At 44.9% G+C, this 11,422-nt stretch carries 9 protein-coding genes and 1 pseudogene; 7 read left to right on the forward strand and 3 right to left on the reverse strand.

Annotated features, from left to right (window positions below; all coding sequences use genetic code 11):
* Positions 1–576, forward strand: a complete 576-nt coding sequence (locus ACWYVB_RS08335; protein WP_053808314.1) for an Lcl C-terminal domain-containing protein — start codon at positions 1–3, stop codon at positions 574–576.
* Between the two features lie 109 nt (positions 577–685).
* Here ACWYVB_RS08335 and ACWYVB_RS08340 read toward each other — a convergent pair whose 3' ends face one another.
* On the reverse strand, positions 686–2,329 hold the full coding sequence (locus ACWYVB_RS08340; protein WP_258638591.1) for a methyl-accepting chemotaxis protein: 1,644 nt from the start codon (positions 2,327–2,329) through the stop codon (positions 686–688).
* A gap of 328 nt (positions 2,330–2,657) precedes the next feature.
* On the opposite strand from ACWYVB_RS08340, the gene ACWYVB_RS08345 reads away from it, so the two are divergent.
* From ACWYVB_RS08345 to ACWYVB_RS08370, 6 genes are all read left to right on the forward strand, one after another.
* Complete coding sequence (locus ACWYVB_RS08345) at positions 2,658–3,479, forward strand: phosphate ABC transporter substrate-binding protein (protein WP_006741922.1); 822 nt, start codon at positions 2,658–2,660, stop codon at positions 3,477–3,479.
* A 103-nt stretch (positions 3,480–3,582) separates the two neighbouring features.
* Complete coding sequence (gene pstC / locus ACWYVB_RS08350; RefSeq protein ID WP_006741921.1) at positions 3,583–4,515, forward strand: phosphate ABC transporter permease subunit PstC; 933 nt, start codon at positions 3,583–3,585, stop codon at positions 4,513–4,515.
* Between the two features lie 22 nt (positions 4,516–4,537).
* Entirely contained in the window at positions 4,538–5,401 is an 864-nt protein-coding gene (gene pstA, locus ACWYVB_RS08355; RefSeq protein ID WP_005397882.1) for a phosphate ABC transporter permease PstA, read from the forward strand.
* A gap of 60 nt (positions 5,402–5,461) precedes the next feature.
* Positions 5,462–6,211: a phosphate ABC transporter ATP-binding protein PstB gene (gene pstB, locus ACWYVB_RS08360; RefSeq protein ID WP_005397884.1), complete on the forward strand. Its 750-nt coding sequence runs from the start codon at positions 5,462–5,464 to the stop codon at positions 6,209–6,211.
* A gap of 330 nt (positions 6,212–6,541) precedes the next feature.
* Complete coding sequence (locus ACWYVB_RS08365; RefSeq protein WP_258644217.1) at positions 6,542–8,662, forward strand: sensor domain-containing diguanylate cyclase; 2,121 nt, start codon at positions 6,542–6,544, stop codon at positions 8,660–8,662.
* Between the two features lies 1 nt (position 8,663).
* A complete protein-coding gene (locus tag ACWYVB_RS08370) occupies positions 8,664–9,323 on the forward strand; it encodes an outer membrane beta-barrel protein (protein WP_368849211.1) in 660 nt (219 codons plus the stop codon).
* A 58-nt stretch (positions 9,324–9,381) separates the two neighbouring features.
* On the opposite strand, the gene ACWYVB_RS08375 is transcribed toward ACWYVB_RS08370, so the two are convergent.
* Positions 9,382–11,028 (reverse strand): BatD family protein, encoded by a 1,647-nt coding sequence (locus ACWYVB_RS08375; RefSeq protein WP_368849212.1) that lies wholly within the window; start codon positions 11,026–11,028, stop codon positions 9,382–9,384.
* Between the two features lie 4 nt (positions 11,029–11,032).
* Positions 11,033–11,422: pseudogene (locus ACWYVB_RS08380) on the reverse strand (hypothetical protein); the annotation flags it as partial.

The raw sequence follows: 11,422 nt of genomic DNA on the forward strand, positions 1-11,422 counted from the left end.
ATGAAGAAACTAATGACCGCGCTATCTCTTGTGTTGGCTTCTCAAGTAGCAATGGCAGCACAAGAGTGTTCGACTGAGTTTGCTAAAACAGCACCTAATACACGTTACACTTATTCAGATAAGGGAACTGTAACTGACTTAAAAACAGGTCTTACATGGATGCGCTGTCCAGTCGGTATGACATGGAATGCAGCAAACGAAGAATGCACCGGAACGCGAGCTACGATGTCATGGCAATTCGCGCTGTCTACGGCCCAACAAATTCGTAATCCGTCCGGTAACCACCCTCTACACAACTTTGCTGGCAAAAAGAATTGGCGACTAGCAAACATTAAAGAGTTGGTATCGTTAACGGAGCAAGCTTGCTATAGCCCAGCGATGAATGGTACAGGCTTTGCGAGCGGTTATACACTGACAGACAAGGACGATATTTTAGGACGTAATATCTGGAGTAACACACCTAATGGTGACGGTAAGCATGTTGCTACTCTTGATACGACTAATGGTGAGGTTTTCAATAGAGATCCATTAGACTCAAGTTTCAAAAGCTCTCTCTTGTTAGTGACAGATGAATAATACTTATTACGTTAATAAAGATTGATAGCTTTGCCTTTATAAAAAGCTCCGCCAGTGCGGAGCTTTTTTCTTTTCTAACCTTTGGCACTTATCGTGTTGAGCAGAATGTTTAAACTTGGAACTGCTTAAGTTGGTGCTTTTGGTTTTCCGCTAAGTCTGAAAGCTCTTGAGCGGCAGAGGCGGACTGCGTAATGCCAGTCACGTTCTGGCTCACTAGTTCATAGATGTTCGTTAAGTTGTTGTTGATATCGGCCGTGACCTGTTTCTGCTCTTCTGATGCGGTCGCCACTTGCGTGTTGATTGAGTTCAGAGCGGCGATAGCATTACTGATATTAGCAAGTGATTGGCTAACTTCTTGTGCCAGAGCTTGGTTGTCTGACAACATGGCTAAGCTAGAGTGCATGCTTTCATTCGCGTGACCCGATTGCTGCTGAAGCTCTTCGATGATGGTTTGGATCTCTTTCGTCGATTCCTGAGTTCGCGCCGCTAACATACGTACTTCATCGGCGACTACCGCAAAGCCTCGGCCACTTTCGCCCGCTCGTGCAGCCTCGATCGCTGCATTCAGTGCAAGCAGGTTGGTTTGCTCAGAAATGCCTTCAATCACTTCGATCACGCGACCAATGTGTTCTGATTGATCTTTAAGCGATGTCACGACGGCTGCGGCTTCGTTGAGTTGTTCTGCCATTTTTTCGCTTGCGCGAGTGCTTTCCTCAAACATGCTCAGACTTTGTGAGGTAAGCATGCTTGCTTGATTTGATGCGCTATCGGCTTCTTGTGCATTGGTCGACACTTCAGCTGCGGTCGATTCTAGTTGGTTGATTGCCGAAGCCACTTGCTCAATTTCTTGCTTTTCTTGATCTGAGTTAACGCTGCTTTGAGTCATAACAGTCGCTAACTCGGTCGATGCTGATGCCACATCCTCACTAATTCGAACTAATGCACTCACGGTTTCACGCAGTTTGTCGATGGTTTGGTTTACATCCTGAGCCAGTTGCGACACTTCGTTTTTTCCGATGGCTTCGGCTTTAACCAATAGATTTCCTTTCGCGACTTCTTGCATGGTTCCTTGAAGGTTACGAATCGGTGCAACGATATAGCTGGCTAGTATCCAACTAATAAGCGAAGCAGCACTCAAGATCACCGCAAGCGAGACCGCGCTGTAAGTGAGCGTGGTTGAATGCTGTTCGCCATTCGCTTCCACTTCATCGGTGACGATTTGATTCAATTGTTTAGACAGGTTGTCGATGGCGTTGATCATTGCTTCGCCAGCCAATCGATATTCTGCCATCGCAGATTCGTACTTTTGATTGAAATCGGATGTGGTGTAGCCAGAAGAGTGTTTGGTGGTGAGCAGAGGTGTCATGGTGACGCGCGTGAAATCAACATAGTGATCCATGGCTTTGCGCATAGTATTCACTTCGGTTTGAACGCCTGGGAGGCTATCGATGGAATTCAGAAAATCGCGGTTTTTGTTTTGTCGTTCAGACAGTTCTTGGTTGAGAGATTGGACATCTTCGGCTCTAAATAGACTGTAAATGGCTTTGATGCGCATGGCGTAGGTGTTGTCTACGATGGCGCTGAGTTCCTCTTTATGAATGATCAGCTTGTTGGTGGAAGTGGAAACCTTATTGAATGCTTGGTCGAGCTTGCCGATTCCGACGCTCAATCCAATGACGAGTAATACAACGGTGAATAGAACAGGCAAAAAGACCTGAAGTTTAATAGAAAGCGTACTAAGAAATTGACGCATGATTGACCCTCTATCGGTTTGATTATTATCTTTTTTATAAATAAGCATCTCGATTTTAATTGCCACATTCGTCAAATCAATGACTTACTCATATCCAATTGTTATGAAATGTACCAAAATCGATGGAGTTATCATTTTGAACGCGCGGCAATTTATAAAAGCGCTAGGCTAAAAACGGTAGAGGGGTCAGTCGCGGAATTAATATACAGAAATGACAACGTGTCATAGAGGGTTCAACTAAGTGAAACACAACTGTCATATTCAAATTCTAAAGTGAGCACCGTTCAAGTGAAACACAACGGCAATAAAGCCACTTAAGGAAATTGTGATGAAAAAGACAGTAATCGGTGCAATCGCACTTCTAGGCGCAATGGCAGTGACTCCTGTTTCTGCTAAAGAAACTATCTCTGCAGTGGGTTCTAGCAGCGTAACTCCACTGATGGAAGTTTTCTCTGAAACGTACATGAAGAAGAACCCTAACGTATTTATCGAAGTTCAAGGCCCTGGTTCTTCAGCTGGTGTTAAAGCAGCAAAAAATGGTTCAGCAGACCTTGGTATGTCTTCTCGTAATCTAAAAGACTCTGAAAAAGAATCAACACTAATAGAAGAAGTGGTTGCTCGTGATGGTATCGCAGTGGTTGTTAACCCACAAAACAAACTGCCTGGCCTAACAGCAGAGCAAGTGACTGCAATCTACAAAGGCGAAGTATCAAACTGGAAAGAAGTCGGTGGTGCAGACAAGCCAATCGTAGCAATTACTCGTGACACGGCTTCAGGTACTCGTGGCGCATTTGAAGACATCATGTCTCTTAAAATGAAGATTTCTGGTAAGAAGGTATCAGCTATCTCTCAACGTGCTCAAGTTGCAAACGGTAACGGCGCACTAAAAACAATGGTTGCATCTAACCCATACGCAATTGGCTACATTTCTCTTGGTACTGTAGACAACACTGTTAATGCTCTAGCAATCGACGGCGTTGATGCAACGGTAGCTAACGTGAAAAACGGTTCTTACAAAGTAGCTCGTCCATTCCTTGTGCTTTACAAAGAAGGCAAGCCATCAGCTGAAACGCAAAAATTCCTAGACTGGATGCTAACTGAAGATGCGCAAAAGCTAGTTGACCAAAACGGTTACATCTCAGTTAACTAATTCTATCGGGACTCTTAAGTTTGCTCAGCCCACCATTTAGGGCTGAGCCTTTTCTATCCATAGTGTTCACCGGCAAAACGCCCAGAACCGTGAGATTTTTTAAATGACCATCGCAACAAATAGTGAAAAGCTTATGAATACTGACGCTAAAGCTATCAGCAAGCCCGGCCTGCGCGAGAAACGTCGCGTAGACTGGAAAGAGCGTATCTTCCACGGCTTGTTCCTAACCAGTGCCGTTATCGGCATCGTCTCATTAGCCGTTATTGCTTACTTTATTGTTCGAGAAAGTATCCCGGCATTCCAAGAAGCTGGTGTATCGGGCATCGTTCTTGGACAAAACTGGCTGCCGCCTGCACTTTACGGTGTTGCGACAATGATTGTTGCATCTATTGTATCGACGGCGGGTGCGGTAATCGTTGGTGTACCAATTGGTGTGCTGACGGCTATCTTTATTGCCGAAATCGCACCAAAGCGTCTTGCGGATATTATTCGTCCTGCAGTTGAGCTTTTGGCAGGTATCCCGTCTGTGGTTTATGGCTTCTTTGGTTTGGTCATCATCGTACCGCTGATTCAAAACATCTTTAATGTCCCTGCGGGTAACACGATTTTGGCAGGTATCATCGTGCTTGGTGTGATGATTCTACCGACCGTAATCACGGTATCTGAAACGTCTATTCGAGCTGTGCCTCGCGCATACAAAGAAGGCTCTTTGGCTCTTGGCGCTTCGAAAATCTACACAATCTTCAAATTGCTCGTTCCAGCGGCTCGTTCAGGCATCATGACGGGTGTGATTTTGGGTATTGGCCGTGCTCTAGGTGAGACAATGGCGATCATCATGGTGATGGGTAATGCACCTGCTATGCCAGAAGGCATCCTAGATTCGGCACGTACGCTAACCGCAAACATCGCGATTGAAATGTCTTACGCAAGTGGTATTCACGCCAACGCTCTTTACGCCACTGGTGTTGTACTTCTGGTCTTCATCATGTCGTTGAACGCTGTACTTCTTTACCTAAACCGAGAAAAAGCGAAGTAATCGCTCGTTAAAGGTGACTATTATGGATCGCGCAAAACTAAAACAAGCTCGCCAGTTCAAAGATAACGTCTTTAACGCTTTGGTTTGGATTTCGGCAGCACTAACGGTAGGTTTTTTGTTCTGGATTATCTGGTACATCCTATCAAATGGTCTACAACACGTAGATTGGAACTTCATTACTGATAACTACACACGTACTGGTGAAGAGCACGGTATCTTCCCGATGATCGTCTCGACCATCTACATGGTTATCGCATCCATCGCGGTAGCGGCGCCACTGGGTATCATGACGGCAATCTACTTAACCGAATACGCGAAAGTCGGTAGCCGATTGGTAAAGATTATCCGATTCTGTACTGAGTCGTTGGCGGGTATCCCGTCGATCATCTTCGGTCTATTCGGTATGACGTTCTTCGTGGCAATTCTTGGCCTGGGCTTCTCGATTCTGTCGGGTGCACTGACTCTAAGTATTCTTATTCTGCCAGTGATCATCCGTACTACGGAAGAAGCACTAATGGCAGTGCCTCAAACGTATCGTGAAGGCTCTTACGGCCTTGGCGCTTCAAAAATTTACACTATCTGGCGTTTGATTCTTCCGAGTGCAATGCCAGGGATCTTAACCTCGGTCATTCTAAGTATTGGTCGTGTCATTGGTGAGTCTGCTCCTGTATTTCTGACAGCAGGCATGGTTGCTCGTATTCCAGATTCTCTGTTGGACTCCGGTCGTACATTAACCGTTCACCTATACAAACTGACTACCGAACTGTTTACCGTTGAAGAATGGAATCAGGCTTACGGTACCGCAACAGTGCTTATCGTGGTTGTTCTTCTGATCAACATGGTAACGAAACTGATTGCTAGACGTTTTAACACCGCAACTTACTAACAACACTAATTAAGAACGCACGTTAAAAGACACGAACTCAAGATTTAAGAGATTAAGAAAATGAACAAATTTGATATTGAAAACCTAGACTTATTCTACGGTGAAAACCAAGCACTGAAATCGATCAACCTACCAATTCCAGTTCGCCAAGTAACGGCACTTATCGGCCCGTCAGGTTGTGGTAAATCAACGCTTCTACGTTGTTTGAACCGCATGAACGACCTAATAGAAGGCGTGAAAATTACGGGTAAATTGGCGATGGACGGCGAAGACATTTACGGCAACATTGATGTCGCGGATCTTCGCATCAAGGTTGGCATGGTGTTCCAGAAGCCAAACCCATTCCCGATGAGCATCTACGAAAACGTGGCTTACGGCCTACGTGCTCAAGGTATCAAAGACAAGAAACACATTGACGAAGTGGTAGAGCGTTCACTACGCGGCGCAGCACTTTGGGACGAAGTGAAAGATCGTCTGAAGTCACACGCATTTGGTCTATCGGGTGGTCAGCAACAGCGTCTGTGTATCGCGCGTACTATCGCGATGGAGCCGGACGTAATCCTGATGGATGAACCAACGTCGGCACTTGACCCAATTGCGACACATAAAATCGAAGAGTTGATGGAAGAGCTGAAGAAGAACTACACCATCGTTATCGTGACCCACTCAATGCAACAGGCGCGTCGTATCTCTGACCGTACTGCGTTCTTCCTAATGGGTGAACTGGTTGAGCATAACGATACTCAAGTGATCTTCAGTAACCCTCAAGATGACCGTACTCAAGGCTACGTAAATGGTGATTTCGGTTAATTCGCCATATTTACAAGCATAACTAAATAACTATAAGCGATGGTAACTTTGCCCCTCTTTTTGAGGGGCCTTTTTCTTTTCAAGCTGCAGATTTATAACACCAACCTATACCAATAATTCTTGCAAGGAAGCACAAATATCCCTCCCTTTTTTATAGAACATGTAACTTATGTGAAATACGGTTATAAAAGTGCTGAAGAGCTCTCGAATGTGAAACTAAGTCTGATAATTTTGCGAATGACTTAACAGCTCAAATTTGATTGTATTGATTGCATATGATGGCCTAAGTAGTTTTTTATCGAGAATAAAAAAGTAGATTAGGTTGGTAGGGTGAGTTTAAGAAGTTTTACAAGAAAAGTGTCTTCAACGAGGGATCATCGCTTATTAGCGGAGGCGATATTTGATCATTTAGAGAGTTTGTTCTCCCCTCAAGCCTTAGCCATTTTTGAAGATCCTTCAATCAATCCCCGTTATTCTGTGAGTTTCTCTCGCGGGGAGCTTTACCCAATCCAAAGCTATCCTGACAGCTTCTGGGAGTGGGCGAGTCAGTTTGACACTTCTGAAAGCATCATTCCTCTGGCGATCAATACTTGTAACTGGAATCACACCCAAGATTTAGGTGGAGATAGTTACATAATGATGCTCGATAACACGCCTATCAAACGCACCTACCTACTGATTCAATCTGTTCATGCTCGCACGGCACACAATATCTATGAAGAAAGCTATGATGCAATGCAGCTTGCAGCGGCGCGTTGGCAGTGCATTCGCGCCGAGAAAAATGCGTCGCAAGAGATGAGACACAGAGATATTCGTGAAGCGCAATATGTCGATGAAATTAACCAACGCGAGCGCTTTATCGAGAACATGAAGTTAGTTCAGCAAGTTGCTCTCGAGATCTCCAACCCTGATTCCTTAAAAGATTTGTATTACAAAGCCGTCGAAGCGCTACGTCAACGGTTGGGGTTTGATCGCTCCACACTGATGCTTCTAGATATGAAAAAGCGCAGTTTCAGTGGAACATACGGCACGGATGAGTCTGGTATTACGATCGATGAATTCCACACGCAGTACGACCTTCATCAACTGAGTGAGGAATACATCGCTGCGCTGTCGAGCCTTGAGAGCAATTTAGTGATCGTGGAAGATGCGCCGATATACACGGCAGGTAAAGTGGTTGGGCAGGGGTGGAACGCGATGTTGATTCTACGTGATGGCAATGAGCCATTTGGTTGGTTCGCGCTTGATAACTTTATTCATCGCAAGCCGATAACAGCGTATCAAAAACAGATGTTGGACTCGTTTGGCTCCCTTTTCTCACAAATTTACATTCGAAAGCGCCAAGAGCAGAACGTGCGTATGTTGCATTCAAGCATGGTTGAGCTATCACGCTGTACAACCGTCAGTGATGTATGTAAATCGGCCGTCACTTTTGCCATCAAAAATCTTGGTATTGATCGGATGGCGGTGTTTTTGACCGATGAAAACTGCTCATACATGCAAGGTACTTGGGGGACTGACATTCAAGGCAATGTGGTGGATGAGTCTTATTTCTTTGGTGAGACACAAGACTTTTCGTTGATCAATTTAGCTCGCGCCGTACCTAGTGAAGTTGCATTTGAGGAATCCGTTCCTATTTATCATGACTGTAATATTGTCGGCTTTGGCTGGGCTGCGATGACGGTTTTGACTTCGAATAGCAGCGGGCCCATCGCCTTTATTGCCGTTGATAACTTATTGACGCGCGCGCCGCTGACTTCTCAGCTACGTGAAGTGATTCGTATGTTCGCTTCCAGTCTAGCGGAGGTTTTGCAGCGTACTCAAGCGCAAGAGGCGATTCGCGGATTAAACGAAAACCTGGAGCTAGAAGTACAGAACCGAACCAAAGAGTTGGAGGAAGCCAACCGACAGCTTGAGGTGCTTTCTAAACTTGACCCTCTGACACGTCTTGGCAATCGCCGTATGTTAGAACATGTGATGCAGAAATATTGCGCGCTAGAGTGTGAGGAAGCGATGTCCTTTGGTCTTATCCTGATTGATATTGATCACTTTGGGTTATTTAACAATCACTATGGTCATCTCGAAGGGGATATCGCACTAATGCGCGTGGGTCATATCTTGGATCATCATACCAAAGGTGAAGATGAGGTTTTCTGTCGCATTGGCGGAGAAGAGTTTGTGTTACTAATGATCGGCTCTGATCAAGAGGCGGTAAAGCAGAGAGCGGAACGTATTCGTCAATGCATTGAAGATGAAGGCATCAAACACCAACACAACCCAGAAGGTGAGCTGCTCACCGTGTCAGTCGGTTATTCTTGTTACAAAACGAAAGGCAAAGACTTTAATTTCGACCATCTTTACCAGCTGTCGGATAAGGCACTCTATCAAGCGAAGAGTCATGGTCGAAATTGCGTAAGGCGATATGAGCAAAAAGATCAAATAGTGGCGTGACGTGAACAATAATTTGTCCACTATTGTTATTTTTATTTGTAAATTTATTGCTGGTATCTATCTTGTCCACTACTTTTATATTGCAGTGTGCAACTTGATTGGTATGGGTGTGATTATGAAAAAAGGTAGTGTGTTACTAGCAATGTTGGCGTTGAGTTTCACCGGAGTATCTCAAGGAAAGCAATATAATGGTGTAAGTGAATTTGAACCTTTTGGATATTTGGGGGTAGGCTATCAGTACGCCGACGCTGATATAAATCTTGGCTCTTTGGGATCGTACTCGTTGAATAACTCTCTTCTAGGCGCGATGTTTGGCTACAGGTTCCATCAAAACTTTGGTGTTGAAGTCCGAGGTTATGGAAGCGTATCTGATGATGAGTTATATGGCATTTCAGTCGAGGTGGAACGTAATTTTGCTTTGTTGGCAAAAGGTTTGGTTCCTTTGGGTGAAAATGTAGACCTGTATGGGTTACTAGGATACGGGAAAATAACAGTGTCAGCGGACGGAATCTCTGACAGTGATGAAGATTTGCAATATGGGGTTGGATTTGCATTTAATAAAGGAACACCATTAGAACTGCAAATTGAATGGATTAAGCTTTATGATGACAAAGGATTAGATTTAAGCGGTGTTAATTTAAATATTGTTTATTGTCTATAAACACATTTTGATTCTTTGAAAATAACAATGGCAGCGTTTAGAGCGCTGCCATTTTTCTTTATAGTTTTTCTAGCTGGTGGTCGGTTTTCGTTACGTTTGCTTTGCTAAGGTTTTGAATTTTTGCCAGTAGCGAGTCTGGACGCCAAGGTTGTTGATTGGCACTAAAACGCGCTTGGTTCATAGCATCAAGTTCTTGTTTTACGGCTTGCGCATCACCAGGGCTTAACCTGTCTCGGTGAGTGTTTAGATACTCGTTTACTGAGCGTTCAATTTTAGCAGCGTCCCCTTCATTGATGACTTTTTTCAACGTATCAACGCAAAGAGGTTGCTCGGTATTCGAAACCGTTTTATTCGCCGTCATAGGACGCTTCTTCCATGTCCAAATCGCGACTCCTAACGTCGCCACCCAAAGCCCTGTGAAAACAAAGGTCAGAGTTTGCCAGAGACTGTTCACTCCACTGTTTGGTTCGGGACTGATGGCTGACTCAGGTGGTGTTGGCAGAGACGATTCCGGCAACGTGATAAGCCCGGTGTCACTTTGCTCTATTTCTAATTGTAGCTCTGGTAACGTCGCTTTTTTCGCTTCATCATTTTGGCTGTCCCACCAGTTCAAATGGTATCCCGGCAAGGTATATGACCCAGCCTCAGTGGGGATAATGACTTGCTTCACTGTCATGATAACGGTGCCATCTCTCGCGCTGTCGAATTGAGGCTGTTCTGGGTAGACCCGCAGCGAACTTGGATAATCAATACTTACTCGTGGAAGGTATTCGGCTTGTGTTCCGCGAGCTTTAATTTGAATGGTTCGAGTGAGTGAAGAGCCCTGTTTGACAGTGTTGAGCGCATTAACCGACAGAGGATTACCTTGATCGTCTTGCCAGCTCTGCGTCATTTCTAACGCTGAAGCTGGAAGCCATTCCCCTTCAAATTCGCTTGGAATTGGTTTTACCTCGATAGGCATTTGCTCAGCTTTGGTGTTGATTGGCATGATCTTGGTAGAGCCCGTCAAGCTGTCGCCATAAATGTAAGAGCCAGTCAGTCTAGGACCTATCAAGGTGTAAGTACCCGGCTGATTCGCCGTTAAGCGAAACGACTGTTCAATGACCGCTACTTCTAATCCATTTAAGATCTTTTGTCCCTGCTGTAAGCCACCAATCGCTTCAAGCTTCATGCCTTCAATCTGTGGAGGCACAATTTGTGGGTTATCAAGACGGCGGGTATCTGCTTTGATCAAAAGCTGCATACGTAATGTTGCAGATTGTTGAGGGTACAGCGTGCTGTTGTCGACACTGATATTAAAGCTAAATAGGTCATCGAGATTGGGTTCAGCTTGGCTTGCGGTGACACGAAGCTTTATTGGCTCCGTTCTCATACCATCTGCGGAAAAGCTCGGAATAGTCAGAACACCTTCTTTCATCGGCGCAATCGAGATACTCCACTCAGTACGTACAGATTTTCTTCCGTTAATGTTATTGCTGGAGCGCCCATAACGAGGTTGACCCAAGAAAAAGTCGTTCTCAAGTACATTAAAGTCAATTGCATCTGAGCTGAGCTCAGTATCTGCCATGATTCTGAGGTTGATCACTTCATTCTTAGCAACTTGTGTTTTATTGACGCTTGCTTGAAGCGTCTGTGCCATCACCGAGAAGCTGGATAATAGGCTGGCCACAAGAATAAAGATCAGTTGTACGCCTTTGTTCATCACGGGCTTACCACTCCTTTTGAGATTGTTGTGGAGGTTGTTTTTGTTGAGCTTGAAGCTGCATTTGTGCACGAATCAAAAAGCTTGGATCACGAGCGCTTTCGACTGCTTCTAGACGACGGAATTCAGGATCATCCCGATGCGTGTTTTTTGGCTGCACTTGAGCCTGCATTGGTTCACCTTGTTCCTGAGCCTGCTTTTCACCTCGTTTCGGTCGATGTTGCTCTGTTTTTTGCTTTTCTGTTTTATTTTCAGATTCTTGCTGATTTTGTGACTGTTGTCCTTGCTCTTCCCTTTCACCGTTTTGAGACTTTTGTTGCTGTTGCTGTTGCTGTTGCTGTTGCTGTTGCTGTTGCTGTTGCTGTTGCTGTTGCTGTTGCTGTTGCTGTTGCTGTTG

The sequence above is a fragment of the Vibrio sp. JZG10 genome, from assembly GCF_054064075.1.